General features: G+C 36.6%; 15 protein-coding genes. 12 read left to right on the forward strand and 3 right to left on the reverse strand.

Annotation, left to right across the window (positions count from 1 at the left end):
- Positions 1–54: 54 nt before the first annotated feature.
- The 3 genes from SFA27_RS02530 to SFA27_RS02540 form a co-directional block, all read right to left on the reverse strand.
- Complete coding sequence (locus SFA27_RS02530; RefSeq protein WP_264519519.1) at positions 55–711, reverse strand: DUF937 domain-containing protein; 657 nt, start codon at positions 709–711, stop codon at positions 55–57.
- 80 nt (positions 712–791) lie between these two features.
- Positions 792–2,051: a protein O-mannosyl-transferase family gene (locus SFA27_RS02535; protein ID WP_407296089.1), complete on the reverse strand. Its 1,260-nt coding sequence runs from the start codon at positions 2,049–2,051 to the stop codon at positions 792–794.
- Position 2,052: 1 nt separating this feature from the next.
- On the reverse strand, positions 2,053–2,562 hold the full coding sequence (locus SFA27_RS02540) for a DUF2480 family protein (protein WP_047373505.1): 510 nt from the start codon (positions 2,560–2,562) through the stop codon (positions 2,053–2,055).
- 78 nt (positions 2,563–2,640) lie between these two features.
- Here SFA27_RS02540 and lpxB point away from each other — a divergent pair, with 78 nt between their 5' ends.
- The 12 genes from lpxB (at position 2,641) to SFA27_RS02600 (ending at position 22,775) form a co-directional block, all read left to right on the forward strand.
- Positions 2,641–3,744, forward strand: a complete 1,104-nt coding sequence (gene lpxB, locus SFA27_RS02545) for a lipid-A-disaccharide synthase (RefSeq protein WP_407296091.1) — start codon at positions 2,641–2,643, stop codon at positions 3,742–3,744.
- 40 nt (positions 3,745–3,784) lie between these two features.
- Entirely contained in the window at positions 3,785–4,873 is a 1,089-nt protein-coding gene (locus SFA27_RS02550) for a glycoside hydrolase family 99 protein (protein WP_407296094.1), read from the forward strand.
- Positions 4,874–5,018: 145 nt separating this feature from the next.
- A complete protein-coding gene (locus tag SFA27_RS02555; protein ID WP_407296097.1) occupies positions 5,019–6,791 on the forward strand; it encodes a ComEC/Rec2 family competence protein in 1,773 nt (590 codons plus the stop codon).
- A 145-nt stretch (positions 6,792–6,936) separates the two neighbouring features.
- Positions 6,937–7,599, forward strand: a complete 663-nt coding sequence (locus tag SFA27_RS02560) for a succinate dehydrogenase cytochrome b subunit (protein ID WP_407296100.1) — start codon at positions 6,937–6,939, stop codon at positions 7,597–7,599.
- Between the two features lie 15 nt (positions 7,600–7,614).
- A complete protein-coding gene (locus SFA27_RS02565; protein ID WP_047373500.1) occupies positions 7,615–9,627 on the forward strand; it encodes a fumarate reductase/succinate dehydrogenase flavoprotein subunit in 2,013 nt (670 codons plus the stop codon).
- Positions 9,628–9,650: 23 nt separating this feature from the next.
- A complete protein-coding gene (locus tag SFA27_RS02570) occupies positions 9,651–10,418 on the forward strand; it encodes a succinate dehydrogenase/fumarate reductase iron-sulfur subunit (protein ID WP_002976316.1) in 768 nt (255 codons plus the stop codon).
- A 308-nt stretch (positions 10,419–10,726) separates the two neighbouring features.
- Complete coding sequence (locus SFA27_RS02575; protein WP_047373499.1) at positions 10,727–12,268, forward strand: TlpA disulfide reductase family protein; 1,542 nt, start codon at positions 10,727–10,729, stop codon at positions 12,266–12,268.
- Between the two features lie 107 nt (positions 12,269–12,375).
- Positions 12,376–13,788 (forward strand): 23S rRNA (uracil(1939)-C(5))-methyltransferase RlmD, encoded by a 1,413-nt coding sequence (rlmD, locus tag SFA27_RS02580; RefSeq protein WP_407296105.1) that lies wholly within the window; start codon positions 12,376–12,378, stop codon positions 13,786–13,788.
- 78 nt (positions 13,789–13,866) lie between these two features.
- Positions 13,867–14,343 carry a DUF6452 family protein gene (locus tag SFA27_RS02585; protein WP_047373497.1) on the forward strand — a complete coding sequence of 159 codons (477 nt, stop codon included), beginning with the start codon at positions 13,867–13,869 and terminating at the stop codon, positions 14,341–14,343.
- Complete coding sequence (locus tag SFA27_RS02590) at positions 14,309–14,974, forward strand: DUF6048 family protein (RefSeq protein ID WP_407296109.1); 666 nt, start codon at positions 14,309–14,311, stop codon at positions 14,972–14,974. Before SFA27_RS02585 ends, SFA27_RS02590 begins: the two co-directional genes overlap by 35 nt.
- A 180-nt stretch (positions 14,975–15,154) precedes the next feature.
- On the forward strand, positions 15,155–18,178 hold the full coding sequence (locus tag SFA27_RS02595) for a reprolysin-like metallopeptidase (protein ID WP_407296111.1): 3,024 nt from the start codon (positions 15,155–15,157) through the stop codon (positions 18,176–18,178).
- Positions 18,179–18,344: 166 nt separating this feature from the next.
- Entirely contained in the window at positions 18,345–22,775 is a 4,431-nt protein-coding gene (locus tag SFA27_RS02600) for a GEVED domain-containing protein (protein ID WP_407296113.1), read from the forward strand.
- Positions 22,776–22,796 lie beyond the last annotated feature (21 nt).

Consider the following 22,796-nt stretch of genomic DNA (forward strand, 5'->3'; position numbering starts at 1 on the left):
ATAAAAAAGACCGAAGATCATCTCTCCGGTCTTTTTTTATGAAAATTAAATTAATTATTTACCTCCAAGAATATTTCCAAGAATGCTGCCTAAACCGCCGCCACCTTGTTGTTGGTTACCACCACCCAATACACTTCCAAGTATATCGTTCAGAGGATTTCCTGATGATTGAGATTGTCCGCCATTTCCTAATACACTTCCAAGAATGTCATTCAATGGATTAGACTGTTGAGCTTGAGCCTGATTAGAGGCATTCCCCAGAATTCCTCCTAAAAGATCTCCTAGGCCTCCTGCTCCTACATTACTCTGTTGTTTCTGCTGTCCGATGTATCCCATTACTACAGGTGCCAGCATCGCAAGGATAGGACCTATTTTGTCAATTGAAATGCCTGTGTTTTGTGACAGCTGGTTTTCAACAGTACTTTTTTGTCCTCCAAAGATATGATCAAGAATAGATCCACCTTCAGCCTGTCTTGCTTCAATCTGAGAAGCGTCATTTAAAATACTTCCGTTATGGTCTTTATCTAGAGCATTATTTAAAGCTTCGGCTTCTTTAGCGTCCTGAGATTTATTTCTAAGATAAGAAATAATGAGAGGGGTAGCTACAGCCAATAGGGCAATTACCTGATTTTTGCTGATTCCGAATTTGTTTTCAGCCTGTTCAGCAACCTGGTTGCCTGTGTTCCCTGTAAGTAGGTCGATTAAACTCATTTTTTGTGTTTGTTAGTATTAAGTAAATCAAAGTTATCAAAAAATATGCCTCATAAAATGGCCACCTTTCATAATTATTGTTAAAGTTTTCTGATCTGTTCTTCTGTATAACCTTTGCTTTTTAGCACCTTTATGTACTCTACAGCGCTTATTGTCATCCAGTCTATAGGTTCTGGTGCTTGCTTTTTATCAATGGTGAACTCCAGAATACCCACATTATTATTCATCCATGGAAGAACATAATAATCCAGACCGCCTTTGTATTCCTTATTTGTATGAAATTCTTTTCCTTTCTCTGTTAAAAATGCGACTTTATAAAAAACGAAGTAGCCCACAGGAATCAACAGGCATACCCAGGAGAATTTTCTTAAACGGGTATACTTTTCAGAAGAAAGACCATACCCAATGGATAACGCAAAAATAATATTGAAGGGTAAAAAGAATACATAATTATCGGATACGGCATAAAACGTAGAAAATCCATATACGCATACTGCTCCGGCAGTAAAAACAAAAAACATTTTTTGATTAGTCTTGTATAAAAGCAGAATACCTGTGACTCCGAAAAATGTAAATAAATTGAAATTATAAATAAGATAGGCAAAAGATTGGAAAAAATCTTTCACATACTGAATTGTACTTTTTTTCAAAGAATCTTCCACCCATGTTCCCTGATCAGAGCTATACGGCGATTTGAAGGGGAGCCCCTGGGAAATATTCAGAATAAACAAAGAGCTAAACAATGCTGCAAAAATCAGTAGTGAAGCCATTGCATATTTCTTTTCATTTCTGAAGTAAAATAAAAAAACTAATAAAGAAGGTATTAGCAGTATATTTTGAATATGGACCCATAAGCTGATCCCTAAAAACAGGCTACTTAAAAGGATGTAAATTCTTTTCTTTTCAATAAAACTTTTTATAACTGAAAAGAAAAAAAGACTTACCCACAGGGAGTTATAAGTATATACTTCCACGATCTCCGCATTTCTCCAAAACGAGAAACTGAATCCGAAAACAAAAGCAGCTACAAGTGATGCCCATTCTGTTTTTGAAATGCTTTTCACTGTGAGATAAACAACAGAAACTGTTGCTGCTCCTGAAGAAACAACAAGAAACCGGCTTGCTTCAATAGCATTAATACCTGTCAGGTTTTTAATAAAGATAACAGTATTGATATATAAAAAGTGACTTGTTGCTGAAGCAGTTGTTTCCCATATTCCTTTTTCTGCACTCAACACAAATCCTACACAATCGGCAAAAGGAATTTTTGAAAAACTTCCGAAATAGTAGATACCAAGAAAAATAATAAACAAAAATAAGGCTGATAGATATTTGTTCATATTAGTTCTTTATGATCGGCACATTAGAACAGGCTTCTCCGAACATCAGAGATTTTACAATTGGTTTTAACTGTTCTACCAGTTCTATATATGCATTTTCAGGAATATCTTTATCTGAACAACCTTTTACCAGAACTCTTTTGCCTCTCATTTCCTCAAAATCATGAGTCTGAATGGCATTGTGCATTAAAATAACATCAAGATCCTCACGGTTTCCGAAGACTATTTTTTTGGCAACATCAGTAAGTTTTGCTGTCAATACAAAATAAGCCCAAAGCGGGATGATTGTATCTACAGAATTGTAAATGTATATGTATGAGTCTTTGTATAGTTCAGTATCTATAGCCTCTACCTTTTCACGAAAATCTTTTTCTTTCAGGATCATTTCCTGAAAAAGAAAATCTTTCAGGTCAATTCCCTTTCTTTCTCCCTTTGGAAGTAAAGTGGAAAGATCAAAATTGATAAGGCCGCTTTCGGCAACTTTATTCCGGATTTCAAATTCTTCTGACATTTTTTATCATTATCTTTGAACAAATTTACGAATTAAGATCATATCTATTTTAATTTGTTCTCTATCCTTACTATAGAAATGAAGTATTATATTATTGCAGGAGAAGCTTCAGGTGATTTGCATGGAAGCAACTTGATGAAAGCCTTAAAACAAAAGGATCCGAATGCGGAGTTCAGATTTTGGGGTGGTGATCTGATGAAAACTCAGGGCGGAACACTGGTGAAACATTACCGTGATCTGGCTTTTATGGGCTTTCTGGAAGTAGTGATGAATCTCAGAACCATTCTGAATAATATTAAATTCTGTAAAGAGGATATTCAGAAGAACAGACCTGATGTTTTGATTTTAGTAGATTATCCTGGTTTCAACCTGAGAATTGCAAGATTTGCCAAAGAACTCGGGATCAAAGTAGTGTATTATATTTCTCCACAGCTTTGGGCATGGAAAGAAGGCAGAGTAGAGATTATCAAAAAATATGTGGATGAAATGATGGTCATTCTTCCTTTTGAAGAAGATTTTTACAGAAAACATGGTGTCCATTCCCATTTTGTCGGCCATCCATTGCTGGATGCTATTTCAGATCTGCCGGAAATCAATATTGAAAATTTCAAATCGGAACACGGACTGAACGAAAAAGAAATCATTGCACTTCTGCCAGGTTCCAGAGAACAGGAAGTGGAGAAAATGCTTGAAATAATGCTCTCCGTAAGACCATATTTTAAAGATTATCAGTTTGTGATTGCTGGAGCACCAAGTCTTCCTAAAGAGTTTTATCAGAAATATGTAGATGATAATGTTCATTTTGTATCCAATAAAACTTATGATTTGCTGAGATGTTCCAAGGCAGCTCTTGTTACTTCAGGAACAGCTACGCTGGAAACCGCTTTACTGAATATTCCTGAAGTGGTTTGCTATCGCGGAAGCAAAATTTCCTATGCTATTGCTAAGAGACTAGTAAAAAATATCAATTATATTTCCCTTGTTAATCTTATCATGGACAGGGAAGTGGTGAAAGAACTTATTCAAAATGATCTGAATACCCAAAACCTGGTAGAAGAACTCAATAAAATTATTGATGGAGACAAAAGAACACAGGTTCTGAATGACTACAGTCTTCTGAGAGAAAAGTTGGGAGGAAAAGGAGCCAGTGATCATGCTGCTGAGGTGATATTAAAAGTATAATTTTATTAAGGTTTTTGAGAATTTAATCTGCTTTTTAACTATGAATTATTGTAACCGTTTTCTGTTATTATTGGTATTTACATTATTTTTCTCGAAAAGCTTTGCTCAGCAGAGCGACTCAAGGGATCAAGTTCAGATATTCTACTATGGCTGGTATGGAAATCCTGCAACGGATGGAAGTTATCAACATTGGAACCATGAAATTCTTCCTCATTGGAATAATCCGAAATGGAATAATCTGGGACAACACAAAGGTGGAGATGATATTGGGGCTAATTTTTATCCTGCACTGGGAAATTACAGTTCCAATGATACAAAGATCATTGAAAAACATATGAAAATGATCAAAGAATCCGGAGTAGGAGTCGTTGTAGTAAGTTGGCTGGGAAAAGATTCATTCACAGATAAAAGTCTTATCAAATACCTTGATATTGCGGATCGTTTTGATTTAAAAATTGCATTCCACATTGAGCCGTTTTATAAAAATACTTCAGAATTGAAGGAACAGCTTTCTTATCTTGTAAAAACTTATTCCCAGCATCACGCTTTCTATAAAAAAGAAGGGAACCCATTGTTTTATGTATATGACAGTTATAAAATTCCTAAAGAAGAATGGACTGAAATGTTATCCAAAAACGGAAAAAAAACAGTCAGAAATACAGATTTGGATGCGCTTTATATCGGGCTTTGGGTTGAAAAAGATGATGCGAAGTTTTTTGATTCAGCAGGCTTTGATGGTTTCTATACTTATTTTGCCAGCGAAGGGTTTGTATATGGAAGTACAACTGCTAACTGGGATTTCATGGCCAACTACGCTAAAGATCATCATCTGATTTTTATTCCTTGTGTAGGACCAGGTTATTCCGATACAAGAATACGTCCATGGAACGAAGCGAATTTCAAAAACAGAGACAATGGAAAGTATTACGAAAAGATGTTTGATGCTGCCATTAAAGTAAATCCGGATTTCATTAGTATCACATCTTTCAACGAATGGCATGAAGGAACTCAGATAGAACCCGCTATCCCTAAAAAATCAGGTGATTTCAAATATGAAGATTATGGGAAAGATCCTTTATTTTATATTAAAGAAACGAAGCGTTTGACGGATAAATTTCTGAAAAAGTAATAACATACTTTAAAGCTTTAATTTCACAGCAAAAAATCAAGTGTTCTGTTGATACTTTTGATAAGCTGCAAAGCACTTATTTAGTTATTCAAGAGATTATACCTCATTGATTAATTATCTATTTTACCTGGATAATTAATTGAAATTGCAAAAGCAGCCTCTCCTTATTCTCGTAATATTTTTTATCCTTGGAATTGTTTTTCAGGATAAGCTTGTTTTGACAGGCTTTGCATTTTATTCAGTAATTGCAATGTGCTTGGTTGTACTCGTTGCAGTATGTTTTCACTCTTATTTTCTGCACAAAATCAAGGTTGTTTTACTTGCGTTTTTGTTCTTTGGAACAGGAATTATCCTTCATCGCTATAATACTTATTCAGAGGCAAACAGTGTATTGATAAATAAAAAAGAAACGGTTAGTTTTAAAATCTCTCAAAAATTAAATACTACTGAAAAATATAAAAAATACGAAGGAACAGCGCAGGCAGGAAATATAAATTTCAATTCAATTTTTTATGTTCCAAAGGATGGTAAAGAGCTGGATTTTATTCATTATTACAAAACGGAGGCTTATATTACACAACCTAAGGCTCCTCAATATGATTTTCAGTTTGATTATACCCGATATCTCAAAAGAAAGCACATTGATTACCAGATTTATATTTCAGATGAAATTGTATCTGCAGAACGAAATGACTTAACGTTGTCAGATCAACTGCGACAATATAGATTTACAGTTCTCAAGAAAATTGATAAAACTATAATGTCCCGGAAAAGCAAAGAATTTTTAAAAGGAATCATTCTGGCAGATCGTACAGAGATTGATGCAGTTACTGTACAGGATTTCAATAAGTCAGGATTGGTCCATTTTCTGGCCATTTCCGGAACTCATATTGTGGTTATTTTTGGGATGTTCTACTATTTACTGATTCGTTTTATTCCTTTACAGTTCAGAAAATATGCAGTTATTCTAAGCTTGGTTTTTATTTGGCTGTTTGCTGCTTTTATTGGGTTTGGAAATTCGGTTTTGCGTTCCTGTATCATGCTGAGCGTCTATTTTATTTTTGTAATGCTTCAGCGGAAACCGGATCTGCTTCACTCACTAGCTTTATCCGCTTTTTTTATCTTAATTGGAGATACACAGCAGCTTTTTGACGTGGGATTTCAGCTTAGCTTTTTAGCGGTTCTTGGAATTTATTGGCTGAATCAGCCTCTGTTGAAACATTTTCCGAAACAGGATCATTATCTTAAAAAACTTCTGTTTAATACCATTACAATATCTTTATCTGCGCAGCTGGCAACACTTCCTTTGGTGCTGTATTATTTTCATCAGTTTTCATTCATATCCATTATTGCCAACTTTGTTATTGTTCCTTTTTCCGAAATAATTATTGTTTTCTCATTTATAATGACAGCTTTCGTTACCTGTGGAATTGATTTTGGCTTGTTGAATGGTGTATATGACTTTGTTATTCAGATTCTTTTGGAAATGATTCATTGGTTTGCTGAGACAGACCTGTTGTTTTTTGAAAATATTCCTATGAATGGATTTGAAATGCTGTCGGTTTCAGTGGTAATCTATTTATTAAGATCGTTCATATTAAAGTTTAACTTCAAAAATTCTATGAGGTTAATAATGGCTATAATTGTATTTTTGATCGTAAGAACCGGAAGCAATGTCTTTGAAAATGAGAAAGAAGAGGTGTTGATTTATTCTTTAGGTAAAAGCAAAATTTTTTCGATAAAAAGTGGTGAAAAAATCTGTTTTTGGGTTTCTGATATGGAAGATAAAGTAAAAGTTCTACGGTATATTATAAATCCCTATTGTTCATCAAGAAGAGTGGATTATTTTGAAATAAAATCCTTTTCATCATCTTCTCAAAAAGTAGTTTTCCGAGACCGGATTTATGATCTTAAATAATGCTTTATAATTTATGTGTTTTCCTGTATCTATAATGTATGGAATTCTTATTTAGAAACATTACAAACTGCCTAATTGTGAGATTTCTCACTTTTCGATATTGTTAAACTTTCTTAATTTTGTAGAAATTCAAATTTAAACTTATATGGCAGGTTTAACGAGTTCTACGATAGGTAGAAAATATGCTATGGCATTATCAGCTCTATTTTTGCTGATTTTTCTTATACTGCATTTGACGACCAATTTGTTATCAGTTCTGAACAAGGATGCATTCAATACTGCATCAGACTTCATGGGCTATAATCCTTTTGTGCAGTTCTTAATGCAGCCTATTCTTGGTTTTGCAGTAATTTTCCATTTCATTATGGGATTTGTGCTTGAAATCAAGAATAATAAAGCGCGTCCGGTAAAGTATGCAGCTAACAACGCATCGGTGAATTCTTCATGGATGTCCAGAAATATGATTATTTCCGGAGCTGTTATCTTAGCGTTCCTGGCGCTTCACTTATATGATTTCTGGCTGCATGAAATCAATTACAAGTATGTAGAAGGATTGACTCCGGATGCAGAACGTTTCTGGCCGGAACTTCATGAGAAGTTTGCTGATCTTTGGAGAGTGGCTTTGTATGTGATCTCTTTTGTTCTATTAGGATTACACTTAGCTCACGGATTCCAGTCTTCATTCCAGTCTATCGGAGCAAGACATCCAAAATATACGCCGGTGATCAAAGCTTTCGGGACATGGTATTCAATCCTTATTCCTGCAGGATTTATCATCGTAGCACTTTTCCATTTTATAACTCAATAATATCAATATACTAGTATGAGTAAATTAGATTCAAGAATTCCAGCGGGTCCTCTTAAAGACAAGTGGAAAAATCATAAAGACCATATGAACCTTGTTGCACCAAACAACAGAGATAAGATTGATATTATTGTTGTAGGTACAGGTTTGGCAGGAGGTTCTGCAGCAGCTACATTAGCTGAGCAGGGATATAATGTAAAAGCATTCTGCTACCAGGATTCACCAAGAAGAGCGCACTCTATTGCAGCTCAGGGAGGAATCAACGCAGCTAAGAATTACCAGGGAGATGGTGACTCTACTTACAGATTGTTCTATGATACCATCAAAGGTGGTGACTATAGAGCAAGAGAGGCCAACGTTTACAGATTAGCTGAAGTTTCTGCAAATATTATTGACCAGTGTGTTTCCCAAGGGGTTCCTTTCGGTAGAGATTACGGCGGTCAGTTAGATAACCGTTCATTTGGTGGAGTTCAGGTAAAAAGAACTTTCTATGCAAAAGGACAAACGGGACAGCAGTTATTATTAGGTGCATATTCTGCAATGAGCCGTCAGATCGGTAAAGGTAGAATCAAAATGTACAACCGTCATGAAATGCTTGACCTTGTAATTGTTGATGGAAAAGCAAGAGGGATTATCGCGAGAAACCTTGTTACAGGTGAGATTGAAAGACATTCTGCTCATGCTGTAGTAATTGCTTCAGGAGGATACGGAAACGTATATTTCCTTTCTACCAATGCAATGGGATCAAACGTTTCTGCAGCATGGAAAATTCACAAAAAAGGAGCTTACTTTGCAAACCCTTGTTATGTACAGATTCACCCGACTTGTATTCCGGTTCATGGAACACAGCAATCTAAACTGACTTTGATGTCTGAATCATTAAGAAACTCCGGAAGAATCTGGGTTCCTAAAAAACATGAAGATTCAGTAGCTATCAGAGAAGGAAAATTAAGACCTGAAAATATTAAAGAAGAAGATAGAGATTACTATTTAGAAAGAAGATACCCTGCGTTCGGTAACCTTGTTCCTAGAGACGTTGCTTCAAGAGCAGCTAAGGAAAGATGCGACGCTGGATTCGGAATTGAAAATAATGATACTCAGGAAGGAGTTTACCTTGATTTCTCTACAGAGATCATGAAAAAAGGTAAAGAGTCCGCTATCGAAAAACATATTCATAATCCAACAGATCAGCAGATCTACGATTTAGGTAAGAGCTGGGTAGAGGAGAAATATGGTAACTTATTCGTAATGTACGAAAAGATTACTGCTGATGATCCTTATAAAACTCCAATGAAGATCTATCCTGCAGTTCACTATACAATGGGTGGTGTATGGGTTGATTACAACCTTCAGTCTACGATTCCTGGATGTTTCGTAATTGGTGAAGCTAACTTCTCAGATCACGGAGCCAACAGACTTGGTGCTTCTGCATTGATGCAAGGTCTTGCTGACGGATATTTCGTACTTCCTTACACGATTGCAGATTATCTTTCTGCCGATATCAGAACAGGAGCTATTCCTACCAATTCAGGAGCGTTTGACGAGGCTGAAAAAGGAATTAAAGAAAAAATTGATTTCTTCTTAAACAATAAAGGAACTCATTCTGTAGACCATTTCCACAAGCAGTTAGGAAATATTATGTGGAATAAAGTAGGAATGGGAAGAACTCCTGAAGGATTGAGAGAAGCAATTAAAGAAATTGAAGAAGTAAGAAACGATTTCTGGAAAAACGTAAAAGTACCGGGAGAAGGAGAAGGAATGAACACTGAGCTTGAAAAAGCATTCAGAGTAGCAGACTTCCTTGAACTTGGACAATTAATGGCTATCGATGCACTGCACAGAAACGAATCTTGTGGTGGACATTTCCGTGAAGACCATTCAACTCCGGACGGAGAAGCGGAAAGAGATGACGTAAATTACAAATACGTCGGAGCTTGGGAATATCAGGGTAACGATATCAATACGGAAGTATTGCATAAAGAAGAACTGATATATGACAACATCGAGGTTAAAACTAGAAGTTATAAATAATCTCCAACCTAAAATATAACATTATGAGTGCAAAAAAAGGCTTACATCTTACGCTGAAAATTTGGAGACAAAAAAATAGTAAAACTAAAGGTCAGTTTGAGACCTATAAAATATCAGATGTATCTACAGACTCTTCATTCTTGGAGATGCTGGATATCCTGAACGAAAATTTAATTAACGAAGGAAAAGAACCTATCGCCTTTGACCACGACTGTCGTGAAGGAATCTGCGGTATGTGTTCACTTTACATCAATGGTAGAGCTCATGGGCCGGATACAGGTATCACAACCTGCCAGCTTCACATGAGAATGTTCAAAGATGGAGAAACTATCGTTATTGAACCTTGGAGAAGTGCCGCTTTCCCTGTTATCAAAGACTTGATGGTAGACAGAAGCGCATTTGACAGAGTAATGGCTGCAGGAGGTTTTATCTCTGTAAATACTTCCGGGAATACATTGGATGCTAACGCAATTCCGGTTCCAAAAGAAGATGCAGACAGAGCCATGGATGCAGCTGCTTGTATTGGATGTGGAGCTTGTGTGGCTACATGTAAAAACGGATCTGCAATGCTATTTGTAGGAGCTAAAGTTTCTCAGTATGCATTACTTCCTCAAGGTAGAGTAGAAGCTAAGAGAAGAGTTCTGAACATGGTGAAAGCTATGGACGAAGAAGGATTCGGAAACTGTTCAAACACCGGAGCATGTGAAGTAGAATGTCCTAAAGGTATTTCTCTTGAAAACATTGCAAGAATGAACAGAGAATATATGGCTGCTCTTGTAGATCAAGGATAGAATTGATTCAAATACATAAAAAATCGCCTTCATTTTTGGAGGCGATTTTTTTATGAATGGTAGTGCGCTGTTAAAGTTTGTTAACTTATTGATGGTTTTTAGTCATTCTTTATTTAATAAGTATATATTTGGAGGGTTGTTGAATCGTTTTTTTTAAACTTTCAAATACAGCATGCCATTCAAAAAGAGACAATTAAAATAATTGAAATGTGCCTCTTGAAGGGTGATAATAAAATTTTTAAAAAAAATAATTAGTGTGAATTAGCAAGCCCTAAAAAGCGTATTTTTGTGTAATATTAAAAATTGAAATGAAAAAATATCTTTTATTGTTTATCATCACAGCTTTTGTGATGTCTTGTTCAAAAAAAGTAGAGGTAAAAGGAAAAATTACTGGAAGCTCATCATTAGAAAGAATTGAATTTGTAGAAGCTTCAGGAGTAGGAACCCTGCCTTTGATTAATATAGGTTTAGATAAAGACGGAAACTTTTCAGGAAGCTTTGAGGCGCCTAAAGATGGAATGTACGTGATCAACTATGCAGGAAGACAAAACCTGATCTATCTTGAAGGAGGACAAAAAGTAAATATTTCAGGAAACGGAGCTACTTTCCCAAATGAATATGTAATTACCGGAGATGCTAAAAAGAACAATGATTTCCTTACGGCAAGTATGAAGTTCTTGGCAGATTACGGTAGCAAAGTTAACTTAGGAGGATTGATGGGCGGAGACGAAGCTGCATTTTTGAAAGGAATGCACAAAGTTGAAGCTGATATTAATAAAAACGTAGACGAGTTAGCAAAGAAAAACAGTCCAAGCAAAGGGCTTCTTGAGTGGAAGAAAAATGATATAAAAGTTACCATTCTTAATTTGCTTGCCAACTATGAAATGTCTCACGGACCAATGTCTGGTAATCCGTCTTACAAGGCTTCTAAAGCTTTCAAAGATTACGAAACCCAGTTAGAAACTGACAAAGAAGCGATGGTGAAAACAATCCCGCTTTACAGACAATATCTTCTTGTAAAAATGACTCCGGATTTCCAGAAGTATGCAGAAGCAAACAGCAAAGGAAAAACAGGAATTACAACTTCTGAGATGTTTGCTCAGTATTTAAAAACAAAGAAAGATTTATCTCAGACTGCAAAAGATTATCTTTTGGCATTTGTAATGGCTCAGGCGGATATTCATCCTACAACTCCGGCTGCAAACATTGACAAAATTAAAAAAATCATTGATTCAGATATTAAAGATGCTACCATTAAAAGTGACCTTTTAAAAATGCAGGTAGCTATTACTGGACTTAAAATCGGAGATGCAGCTCCTGAAGCAGCTGTATCAAAGCAGGATGGAAAAGCTTATAAACTTTCTGAAAACAAAGGAAAACCTTATATGCTGTTCTTCTACGCTTCATGGAATCCTTACATCAGTGAAGCTACAGTACCAGTATTAAAAGAAGTAGTAAACTTCTATAAATCCAAAATGAACTTTGTATTTGTAAACGTAGACGATACAAAAGATCAGTTCATTAAAACAAGCAACTCTCTTTTAAAAGGAATTCAGGGAGTGAACGTTTATGGAGAAGGAGGTCTTAACTCTGATATCGCTAAGAAATATGGTGTATACGGATTCAAGTTACCTTGCTTTGTAATCATTGATAAAGACGGTAAAATTGCCAGCAGATCATTCGTAAACCTTGGTGAGCAGGAATTAGTAACTATTCTTGATAAACAAACAGGTCTTTCAGCTCCAAAAGTAGAGCCGAATGCACAAATGCAGCCGCAATTACAGCTTGATCCATCTGCAATGCAGCAAGCTCCACAGCCTGCAAATCCACAGCCTGCTCCAACAAAATAATAAACTTTAACACAGTATAGAAACCTTATCTTCGGATAAGGTTTTTTTTATTGTATTTTTGCAAACTGAAGCGTAAAGTTTCAATTAGGAAAATAGAAAATTTTAGAATGAGTAGGAAGAAAAAAAGAGATTTAATTCTTGAAAATATAAAGCTATTAACTGCCGGAGCAAAAGGTGTGGCAATAGGAAAGACAGAAGAAGGAAAAGCGGTAATGGTTACAGGCGCAATTCCTGGAGATATTGTGAATGTAAGAGTGAAAAAGGCGAAGTCAAAATATTATGAAGGCGAAGCAGTTGAAGTTCTTGAAAAATCACCTTACAGAGTTGACCCAAAATGTGTTCATTTCGGAACTTGTGGAGGATGCAAATGGCAGAACATGAGCTACGAAAAACAGCTTGATTTCAAACAGGAAGAAGTATATAATAATATCAAAAGAATCGGAGGAATTGATGACTTCGAGACCGTATCAATCCTAGGAGCTGAAGAACAGTATTTTTATAGAAATAAAATGGAGTTCTCCTTCTCAAACGCAAGATGGCTTACTCAATATGAAATCAGTTCTGAAGAAAACTTCGGTAGCAAAGATGCTTTAGGATTCCATATTCCTGGAATGTGGAGCAAAATTCTTGATTTGAAAGAGTGTTTTCTTCAGGAAGACCCTTCCAATGCAATAAGACTGGCTGTAAAAGAATATGGAGTAAATAACGGCCTGGATTTCTTTGATGTAAGAAACCAAGAAGGTTTTTTAAGAACCTTGATGATGAGACAAAACTCCAAAGGAGAATGGATGGTTCTTTTCCAGCTTTACAGAGAAGAAAAAGAAAATAGAGAAAAACTTTTTGAATTCTTATTAGAAAAATTCCTGCAGATCAAAACATTAGTGTATGCTATTAATCCTAAGCAGAATGATTCCATTTACGATTTAAATATCAATGTATATTTTGGAGAAGGCTATCTTATGGAAGAAATGGATGGACTGAAGTTTAAGATTGGGCCGAAATCATTCTTCCAGACCAACTACAAACAGGCATTGGAATTATACAGAAAAACATTGGAATTTGCAGATCTTAAAGGGGACGAAGTAGTGTATGACCTTTATACAGGAACAGGAACCATTGCTCAGTATGTAGCAAGAAATGCAAAACAGGTAATCGGGATAGAATCTGTACAGGAAGCAATCGATGCAGCAATCGAACATGCTGAATTGAATGGTTTAACGAATACAACTTTCTATTGTGGAGATATGAAAAACGTCTTTAATGACGAGTTTTTAGAAAATCATCCAAAAGCAGACGTATTAATTACAGACCCGCCAAGAGACGGAATGCACCAGAAAGTAGTAGAGCAGATCTTAAAGCTTTCACCGGAAAAAGTAGTTTATGTAAGCTGTAATTCTGCAACGCAGGCGAGAGATCTTGCTCTGATGAAAGATCACTATACTTTGGTAAAGATTCTTCCTGTAGATATGTTCCCACAAACGCACCATGTAGAGAACATAGCATTATTGATTAAAAAATAATTTATTTAAATTTGAGTTTCAAATCTTAATATAAAACGACAGTTCCATCTGACTAAATAAAAAAATAAAAATATACAGATGAAATATTTTAAATTTCTCATAGCAATCTGCTTTTTAGGAATGCTTTTTTCCTGTGGAGGAGATGATGATATTTGCGAAAGTGGAGAAGGAACTCCCAGAATGAAGGTGGCTTTCAGATCACTGGATACTGGAAAAGAGAAGACGCTGGATACACTATATGTAGCAGTAGATTATGGAGCAGGAAAAGTGGATCTGGGAAAACTTGCAAAAATTGATTCCCGGTTAATTCCTTTACGTGTAGATAATTCGCCTTATACAGACGTTTATTTTAAGCTTACCTATAATGGGGCAGAATCTAAAGTAAGGATTAATTACAGTACGAAGTCAACATATGTTTCTCCCGGATGCGGAATCAAAAAATCTTACGAGAATTTAAGTTCAGAATTAGTAACTCCGAATCCTGTTCAGAAGCTGGAAGCCGGACAAAATCAAATAGAGAATGAAGACAAGACTAATCTTTACCTTTCTTTTTAGTTTATTGGGAATAATAAACTGGACACAAGACAAGAAAAAGGAAGCAGAGAGCAAGGTTCATGAGAAATATGAACCCAATTTTATGGTTGGCCTTGATGTACTGAATACCGGAGCTGGTTTTTTTTCTGACAGAAAATTATATCAGGGATTTATTTCTTCAAAGATAAAAGGAAATATCCATGCTATTGCAGAGGCAGGTTTTGAAAAGAATGTGTATCAGAAGAATGGTTATGATGCGAAAGCAAGTGGCCCTTTTGTGAAGCTGGGAGCGTTCTATATGCTGGCAAAAGATGCAGAGAATGAATTCAACGGATTTTATGCCGGAGGAAAAGTTGCAGGATCATTTTATAATCAGGAGTATATGGCAATTCCTGTTCGTGGATTTGGGGGAAGTAATTCTTCTGAAGCCTTTCCATCGTCATCACAGTCGTCTTTTTGGCTGGAAGGTACGCTGGGGGGCAGAGTACAATTATTTAATTCTAATTTCTACATTGATGTAAATCTTCAGCCAAGATATATGGTATACACTTCCAAGCAGGACGATATTTCTCCTATGATCGTTCCGGGCTTCGGGAGAAGCTCTTCAAAATTCAATATGGGATTTGCATGGAATATTGCATATAAGTTTTAGAAATATTATTTCTTACCATTTAAAATATATAAAATACAAACTTTAGAATAGTCTAAAGTTTGTATTTTTTTTAATAGATATCGTTGATAAGTGTGTTATGTTGAAAAATATAAACTTATTTTACCCATAAGATTTATAAAATAGTTATATTTGGCAAAAATTATAATTGTGTTTTAATTTATGAAAAGAGTATTTACTGCTTTAATGTTTACTTTTATAGGAGGAGCAGTGTTCGGTCAATGGACACCAACTTCCTTTAAAAAAGGAGACGATAACAAAAGAAGTACAGGATTCAGAGTAGATCAATCTAATGTAAGAGGTAACGGGTACTATAAATTAGACCTGAACTTACTGAGATCTCAGCTGAAGAATGCACAGGAAATGGGTACAAATGCCACTCCTGTAGTGATTTCTCTTCCCACTATGAGCGGGAAGATTGAAAGATTTAATGTATACAGTTTTCCAGTAGTCGTAAAAGAACTGGCAGACAAGTATGAATTAGGATCTTATGTTGGAACAAGTGTAGAAGACCCTACCAAGTATTTAAGATTCAGTGTTGCTCCTAATGATTTTCAGTCGATGATCATTCATGGAGGCAGCTATGAATTTATTGACCCGGCTTCTGCAGATAAAACAGTTTATGCCGTTCATCCTAAAACTAAAAAGGAGAAAAATGGATTCTTGTGTTCTACAGAAGAATCTCCTGTTGCTAAAAAGCAAATAGATGCTTTATTAAAAAATGGGCAGTCTTTCTCAAATCAGGCAACAACTTTCAACAAGAGTTCTGATAAGAAATACAGAACAATGAGACTGGCAATGTCTGTTACTGGTGAGTATACTCAATACTTTATGGGGCTTGCTGGTGTACCTGCTACAGCTACAGATGATCAGAAAAGAGCTCCGGCAATTGTTGCCATCAACAATACTTTAACCAGAGTAAACGGAGTTTTTGAGAAAGATTTTGCATTGCATTTGAATTTGCAGAATTTTCCAAATGTAATTTATATTGACCCGGCTACAGATCCATATTCTGCTGCTGCAACAGGAGCAGGGGGAGCATGGAATACACAGCTACAGACTGCTTTGAACAATAATGTAGGAGATGCCAACTATGATATCGGACACTTATTCGGTAAATCAGGAGGTGGAGGTAATGCCGGATGTATCGGATGTGTATGTATTAACCCTACAGCTACAGTTCCTAAAGGAAAAGGATCCGGATTTACTTCTCCAGCAAATGGAATTCCATCAGGTGATAGCTTTGATATCGATTATGTTGCTCATGAAATGGGGCACCAGTTAGGTGGTAACCATACTTTTTCTCATAATATTGAAGGAAGTGGTGTAAATATGGAACCTGGTTCAGGATCTACCATTATGGGATATGCAGGTATTACTGGTCCTAATACAGATATTCAGGCTAACTCTGATCCTTATTTCCATAAAGCAAGTATTGGTCAGATTCAAGCTAACTTAATTGCAAAAACTTGTGACGTAGAAACTACAATTGCCAATAATCCACCGGTAATTACAGATCTGCCAACATATAATATACCTAAAGGGACTGCTTTTGTTTTAACAGGTGGTGCTACAGATCCTGAAAATGATCCAATGACTTATTCTTGGGAAGAGGTGGATGATGCATCAATTTCTGTGAATAAGTTTAATTTGGGAAATACAATGTCTGGAGCTTCATTCAGATCTTCTCCGCCTAGTACAAACCCTACAAGATACTTTCCAAAATTTGCATCTGTAATGAATGGAGTATTAAATAACGCAAACAATACTTGGGAAGCGGTATCCACTGTAGCAAGAACAACAAACTTTGCATTGACTGTTAGAGATAATAACTCTAACGTACTTCAACAACAGTCAGCTTTTAAAGTTCAGACAATTGTTGTGGGAGATAATGGTCCTTTCAGAGTAGCTAATCAATATGCAGATGTGAATACGCCAACTCCAATTCAGTGGATTGTTGCAAATACTAATGCTGCTCCTTATAATGTTGCTAATGTAAAAATTGACTATACTACAGATAACGGAACAACTTGGACTGTATTATCAGCGTCAACACCTAATGACGGAACTGAGAACTTTACTTTCCCTTCTTCTTTGAATGGACAGACTATTAAAGTAAGAATTTCTTCAATAGGGAATGTTTTCTATGCTGTTGGGCCTGTTAGTATTGCACCTCTATCTGCATGTAGCAGCGCTGCTCCAACAAATGTAGTGGTGAGCAATATTACTGTGTCTTCAGCTAGTGCATCTTGGATGTCTTATACTGGAGCAACTTATAAAGTACGTTATAGAAAGGTAGGTACAACAGTTTGGACTGAAGCTGATACAACAGTTCCTTCAATCAACTTAAGCAATTTAATTGATGGTACAACGTATGAAATTCAGGTTGCTTTAGTTTGTGGAACTACAGTAGGTACATATTCTGCATCTGTAAACTTCAGTACACCTGTACTTGCTTATTGTACTGCTGCTACAGCTAATGCAAACTATGAATATATTTCCAATGTAACACTTGCGAATATAAATAATACTTCAGCAAACAGTACATATACAAACTATACAACAAACACTGCGCTTCAGATTAATTTAACAAAAGGGAATGTTTATCCTATGTCTGTCACTGCTAGTAACCCAGATGTTGCTGATTATGATACAGTAGCAGCATTTATTGATTTTAATAAGGATGGTGTTTTCAGCGAATCAGAAAGAGTATTGAACTATCCTGTAGCGCTTACTCCGTCGCCAACTGTAGTAACAGGGAATGTTACAATTCCAAGTAATGCAGTAGAAGGGCAGCCATTAAGAATGAGAGTTGTAGTATTTTTTGTAGGTGATACAAATGCAGGTTTATCATTACCAGCAGATTATCTATGTGGAAATAATTTTGATTACGGAGAGGTTGAAGACTACAACGTAGTTATTACGGGTAACCTTGCTACTTCTGAAACTGCTGTTAAAAATAATGGTATTCAGATTTATCCAAACCCGGCAAGTGATATTCTAAATGTTACTAAAGTTTCAGATAAAGCTACTTATAAAATTTATAGTGCTGCTGGACAATTGGTAGACAGAGGAAATATCAATGATGGAAAAGTGAATGTTTCAACTTTAGTTAAAGGTGGTTATGTGATTACAATAGATGATAAAGGAATTGAGCAATTCAAATCTAAATTCATTAAAAAATAAAGATAACCTTTAAATATAGTAAATCCCCGGGCCTTCCCGGGGATTTCTTTATTTAAAGCATAAGTGGAGATATTGTTATGTTTTTTCAAAAAAAACCTAAATGTACCTGTAAATTAATAACAAAAAATGATTAGATTTGTATGATTAATATTATAATGAAAACATTATGAAGAAATTCTTTACCTCTTTAATTCTGTTTCTCTGTTTGATTTGTACAGGCTTTGTATCCAAAGTCTCGGCTCAGGCAGGACAGATCGGGACAGGAACAGGTACCTCAGTGTATCTCCCCATACGTTCCTATTATGGGTATAGCTATTCCCAGCAGATCTATACTGCTGCGGAAGTTTCGGCTGCCATTGGTACGTCGACCTATATCACAGCGATAAAGTTTTATGTAAACACCGTATCAAATTCTCCGGATTCCTACAAGGATTGGGTTGTTTACATGGGGAACACCACCCAAAATAACTTTACGTCCAACACAAACTGGATACCATTAGGTTCCTTAACTCAGGTATATGCAGGAGATTTACCTGCTATAACAAATGGAAACTGGGTTACTCTTCAGTTGAATAGCCCGTTTATTTGGAATGGAACAGACAATCTTGCGATTGCTGTTAATGAAAAAACACCAGGTTATTCTTCTTCTCCGGGTACGGCCTGGGGAACTTATAATGCTGGGGCTAACAGAGGTATTCTTTATTATGAAGATACTACAAACCCAAATCCGGCTTCACCACCTTCTGCATCAGACAGATATTCTGATATTCCCAGAATACAGTTGGTAAGTCATCAGCTGACTCCATGTACTACTGCTCCGCCAACGAATATTACTGTGAGTAACATAACCACAGTGTCAGCAGTTGTTAACTGGTATACGGCTACAGGTTCTACTTATGTAGTAAGATACAGAAGTTTACCTTCAGGCGCATGGCAGCAGATTAATGTTACCACTCCTCTTTCAGGGAGTGCTACAATTCCTGGACTAACAGAACAAACCCAGTATGAAGTTCAGGTAGCTACGGTCTGTGGAGGTACTCAGGGAGCATTTTCTTCCAGTGTAAACTTTACAACTCCGGCGCTCAGCTATTGTAATTCAGCGGCTACGAGTACTTTTATTGATGGGTACATAAGCCAGGTTGCAGTCAATGCGCAAGGAGCTCCTTCAATGAACAGTAACTCTAATCAAAGTGGTTATACAGATTATAGTACAGATCCTACAAGATTAGTTACTTTGGTAAGAGGTGGTACTGCTACTGTTTCTGTAGCAAAAACATGGCCGGGTTACCAGTATGGCTTCTTAACAGGAGTTTGGATTGACTTTAACCGTAATGGTATTTTTGAAGCTACTGAAAGAGTATTGACTTCACCAAGTAATACAACAACGCCGGTTACTGCCACATTCAATATACCAACTGCCGCAGGTGGTGCGTATACTGGGAACTTAACAACCAGAATGCGTGTTGTAATGAATGAATACAGTCCTATTAATGCTTGTGGAACGTATTCTTATGGTGAAACTGAGGATTATGCTGTTAAACTAATAGATTTATCAGCGTGTACTACAGCTCCACCTTCTGACATTCAGGTAAACAATGTAACTCCTTCTTCAGCTAACGTTACTTGGACATCAACTACAGGAGCTACTTATATTGTAAGATATAGAGTTTCTCCTTCTGGTGCATGGCAGCAGATTGCTGTAAATACACCTTTGGTAAGTAACCAAATACTTACAGGATTATTAGAGCAGACAGCATATGAAGTTCAGGTAGCTACTATTTGTGGAGGAACTACAGGAGCATTCTCTCCGAGTGTAAACTTTACAACTCCTGCTCTTACTTATTGTACGGCAGGTCCTACAGGTAATAGTGCTACTAGTGGATATATTAATAATGTAACCGTTACTCCTACGAATACTCCTATCATGTTGAGTAATTCAGGATCGGATAACTATAAAGATTACACTCCAGACCCTACAAGAGTAGTTATATTCGAAAGAGGTTCTGCAAATAATAAAATTTCTGTAAACAAATACTGGCCAGGTTCTCCTACATCTTATGGAGTTTCAGCTTGGGTAGACTTTAACAGAAACGGAACATTTGAAACGAGTGAGAGAATTCTGAATACTACTTATAATACAACTACTCCGGTAACGGCAACTTTCGCTGTCCCTACAGTAGCGAGTGGAAATGTATATACAGGAAACCTTCCTACCCGTATGCGTGTCGTAATGAGATATTTTGATAACGCTACCCCTTGCGGAACATTTAGTCAGGGAGAAGTAGAGGATTATGCAGTGAAATTTGTAGATTCTCAACCATGTTCAACAGCTCCTCCAACGAATATTACAGTAAATAATATTGGTGCAACGACTGCAACAGTATCATGGGTTGCCACTGTAGGAGCTACTTATAACATCAGATGGAGAACTACTCCCGGAGGTGTTTGGCAGACGGCTACTGTGCCGGCAGGTCAAAACTTCTATGGAATCACTGGTCTTACTGAGCAGACGAATTATGAAGTTCAGGTTTCTACCACATGTGGAGGTTCTACAGGATCTTACTCATCATCAGTAACGTTTACAACACCACCGTTGTCTTACTGCCCGATGACAGGTACCGGAACGAATGATCATATTTCGAATGTAACAGTTACCTCTTCGAACCTAGGAGTTCCTCCAATGAACAATACTTCAGTACAGACTAATTATACCAGCTATACAACACCTGAGACTCTTATTACTTTAGATGTTGATTCTCAAAATAATAAAATCTCTGTAGCTAAAGGTTGGACTGGTGCTACTGGAAATGATGCTGTAACAGCATGGATCGACTTTGACAGAAACGGACAGTTTACAGACGCTGAGAGAATTTTAATTTCTCCGGCTAACACCACAACTCCTGTTACTGCTACATTTGCAGTTCCTTCTACATCTTATACTGGTCCATTGACAACTACCATGAGAGTTGTGCTAAAACGTACAAGTGCTCCTGTAATGTGTCAGAATGCCGTAGATGGAGAAGTGGAAGACTACAGAGTAAGAATCAGACCTTGTAGTAATGCAACTCCTAATGCACCTACATTTACTACTACTCATACAACAGCTACCGTTACCATTACAGGAGCAGGAGTAAGCTATGTAGTAAGATACAGAGTTCAGGGAACAACAGCATGGACACAGGTATATGCTTCAACACAATTGGGTAACCTTCCATTAGTAATCACCGGATTGACACCAGCTACCACTTATGAAGTAGAAGTAGCCGCAATTTGTGGAGATGTTATAGGAACAGCAACACCAATTAAGACATTTACTACAAGATGTGATCCTACTCCTCCGAATGTGACCGTAGGTAACATTACTCCAACAACAGCATTGATTACATGGGCTCCGCTTGCAGCAAGCTCTACCTATACAATGAGATGGAGAAAAGTAGGTACTGGTCCATGGAATACTATTAGCTTACCGGCAGCTCCTGCCAATACATATGTATTAGGAAGTGTAACTCCATTAGAGCCTTTCACTACTTATGAAGTACAGATTGCTAATATGTGTAACGGAGAAACAACTCTGAATCCATATTCAAACCCTAAAGTATTTACAACAGAAAGAATCTGTGAAATTCCTCCTCCGGGATTGACCATTACTCAATTGCTTCCTACCTCTGCATCAATCCAATGGGATCCTTTCCCGGGAGCAACGTATGTTCTTAGATACAGAAAAGTGGGTATTCCAAGCTGGACAGAAGTACCATCATTAGTTAACAACCTTGTATTAACAGGTCTTACAGAATTAACGAAATATGAAATGCAGGTAGTCAATATCTGTAATGGTACCCCAGGAAATTATACTCCTCCGTATTACTTCACCACTCCAACAGTAATTTACTGTCAGATGCATTCAGGAAGTTCTACAGGTGAGCATATTTCTAAAGTTACCGTGAAGCCTACTGGTAAGAAAACAATGGAGAATGAATCAGGAGCATCTACGTATACAGATTATACAGGAGTTCCTAAAACCTTCATCGAAATGATTCAGGGATCAACAGACAACGAGATCATTATTGAGAAGAAATGGACAGGAAATACTTATAACGAAGGAATCGCAGTATGGATCGACTTCAACAGAAATGGTGAATTTGATATCAACGAAAGAGTATTAAGCTCTCCACCGAATACAGACAGCCCTATCTCAGGTAAATTCAATGTACCGGCAGATGCGTTTGTAAGTATGACGGATTACAAATATGTAGTGATGAGAGTAGCCATGGAAAGAGACGGTATCCCTGTCAACTGTACAAGCTTCAAAAACGGAGAAGTAGAGGATTACACCGTGAGAATCTCTAAACCGATAGTTGCTAATCCAATTGATCAGACGGGTATTATGATTTATCCTAACCCGGTAAGCTCAATATTGTTTGTGAAAAATATTAGCAAGAGAGCTAAATATAAGATCTACAATGCTGCCGGACAGGTAATTGCTGACGGTATCTTACTCAACAACCAAATCAACGTAAGCAGATTGATTAACGGTGTTTATGTAATCGATATCGATGATAACGGTAAAACTGTTCAGAAGAAATTTATCAAAGAATAGATTAACTAAATTTCAAATAGA

Source organism: Chryseobacterium sp. HR92 (assembly GCF_045689405.1).
In the GTDB taxonomy this organism is placed as follows: Bacteria; Bacteroidota; Bacteroidia; order Flavobacteriales; family Weeksellaceae; genus Chryseobacterium; species Chryseobacterium viscerum_A.

Bases quoted from the DNA above. Each gene is read 5' to 3' on its own strand.
- SFA27_RS02530 (WP_264519519.1), bottom strand. From the start codon at position 711: ATGAGTTTAATCGACCTACTTACAGGGAACACAGGCAACCAGGTTGCT.
- SFA27_RS02535 (WP_407296089.1), bottom strand. From the start codon at position 2,051: ATGAACAAATATCTATCAGCCTTATTTTTGTTTATTATTTTTCTTGGT.
- SFA27_RS02540 (WP_047373505.1), bottom strand. From the start codon at position 2,562: ATGTCAGAAGAATTTGAAATCCGGAATAAAGTTGCCGAAAGCGGCCTT.
- lpxB (WP_407296091.1), top strand. From the start codon at position 2,641: ATGAAGTATTATATTATTGCAGGAGAAGCTTCAGGTGATTTGCATGGA.
- SFA27_RS02550 (WP_407296094.1), top strand. From the start codon at position 3,785: ATGAATTATTGTAACCGTTTTCTGTTATTATTGGTATTTACATTATTT.
- SFA27_RS02560 (WP_407296100.1), top strand. From the start codon at position 6,937: ATGGCAGGTTTAACGAGTTCTACGATAGGTAGAAAATATGCTATGGCA.
- SFA27_RS02565 (WP_047373500.1), top strand. From the start codon at position 7,615: ATGAGTAAATTAGATTCAAGAATTCCAGCGGGTCCTCTTAAAGACAAG.
- SFA27_RS02570 (WP_002976316.1), top strand. From the start codon at position 9,651: ATGAGTGCAAAAAAAGGCTTACATCTTACGCTGAAAATTTGGAGACAA.
- SFA27_RS02575 (WP_047373499.1), top strand. From the start codon at position 10,727: ATGAAAAAATATCTTTTATTGTTTATCATCACAGCTTTTGTGATGTCT.
- rlmD (WP_407296105.1), top strand. From the start codon at position 12,376: ATGAGTAGGAAGAAAAAAAGAGATTTAATTCTTGAAAATATAAAGCTA.
- SFA27_RS02585 (WP_047373497.1), top strand. From the start codon at position 13,867: ATGAAATATTTTAAATTTCTCATAGCAATCTGCTTTTTAGGAATGCTT.
- SFA27_RS02590 (WP_407296109.1), top strand. From the start codon at position 14,309: ATGAAGACAAGACTAATCTTTACCTTTCTTTTTAGTTTATTGGGAATA.
- SFA27_RS02595 (WP_407296111.1), top strand. From the start codon at position 15,155: ATGAAAAGAGTATTTACTGCTTTAATGTTTACTTTTATAGGAGGAGCA.
- SFA27_RS02600 (WP_407296113.1), top strand. From the start codon at position 18,345: ATGAAGAAATTCTTTACCTCTTTAATTCTGTTTCTCTGTTTGATTTGT.